Genomic DNA, 1,319 nt, shown 5'->3' with positions numbered 1-1,319 from the left:
CCCCCGGGACGCGAGCCCCCGGCCGCCGACCCGCGAGCCCTCTGCGAGCCCCGGGCCGTGCGTGGAAGACTGCGGGGATGGACGCGACCGCCTTCCTCACCGACCGGTACGAGCTCACGATGGTGGAGGGCGCCCTGGGCAGCGGCACCGCCGATCGGCGCTGCATGTTCGAGGTGTTCGCCCGGAGCCTGCCGTCCGGACGCCGCTACGGGGTGCTCGCCGGGACCGGGCGCCTGCTCGAGCTGGTCTCGCGCTTCCGCTTCGGCGAGCCCGAGCTCGACTGGCTCCGCGAGAACCGCGTGGTCGACTCGCGCACCCTCGACTGGCTCGCCGACTACCGCTTCAGCGGCGACGTGTGGGGCTACCGCGAGGGCGAGGTCTACCTGCCCGGCTCCCCCGTGCTGATCGTCGAGGCGCCCTTCGCCGAGGGCGTGCTGCTCGAGACCCTCGTGCTGTCGGTGCTGAACCACGACAGCGCCGTCGCGAGCGCCGCGGCCCGCATGGTCTCGGCCGCGGGCGACCGCCCGCTCGCCGAGATGGGCTCCCGCCGGGCTGGCGAGCGCTCGGCCGTCGCCGCGGCCCGCGCCGCCTACATCGCGGGATTCGGCTCCACCTCGAACCTCGAGGCGGGCCGCAGCTGGGGCGTGCCGACGATGGGCACGTCGGCGCACGCGTTCACGCTGCTGCACGACTCCGAGGAGGACGCGTTCCGCGCGCAGGTCGCCGCGCTCGGCCCCGGCACGACGCTCCTCGTGGACACCTACGACGTCACCGCCGCGGTCGACCTGGCCGTGCGCGTCGCCGGCACGGGCCTGGGCGCCGTGCGGATCGACTCCGGCGACCTCCCGCAGCAGGTCGCCGCCGTCCGGGCGCAGCTCGACGCCCTGGGGGCGACGGGCACCAGGATCACCGTGACCAACGACCTCGACGAGTACGGCATCGCGGCCCTCGCCGCCTCCCCCGTCGACTCCTACGGCGTGGGCACCTCGGTCGCCACCGGCTCCGGCCACCCGACCGCCGGCATGGTCTACAAGCTGGTCGCGCACGAGGACGACGCGGGCGAGTGGGTCGCCGTCGCGAAGAAGTCGGCCTCGAAGGCGTCGATCGGCGGTCGCAAGGCGGCCGGGCGCCTGCTCGGGGCCGACGGGGTCGCTCAGGAGGAGGTCGTGCACGTGGGTGCCGGCCCCGAGGGCGGGGTCGGAGAGGGCGAGCGCGCGCTGCTCGTGCCGCTCGTGGACGGCGGCGAGATCCTCGGCGACGCGCTGGGCGCGGCGGGCACGGCGGCGGCGCGCGAGCACCGGGCGGCGGGCGGGGCGGGG

At 76.4% G+C, this 1,319-nt stretch carries 1 protein-coding gene; it reads left to right on the top strand.

All coding sequences use genetic code 11. The annotated features are described in order from the left end of the window. Nucleotides 1-77 precede the first annotated feature (77 nt). Nucleotides 78-1,319 (top strand): nicotinate phosphoribosyltransferase (locus NB037_RS19260; protein WP_251948667.1); only part of this gene is annotated, 1,242 nt, incomplete at its 3' end.

This window comes from Rathayibacter rubneri, from assembly GCF_023743255.1.
In the GTDB taxonomy this organism is placed as follows: domain Bacteria; phylum Actinomycetota; class Actinomycetes; order Actinomycetales; family Microbacteriaceae; genus Rathayibacter; species Rathayibacter rubneri.
This window is presented reverse-complemented; position numbering and strand designations above follow the sequence as displayed.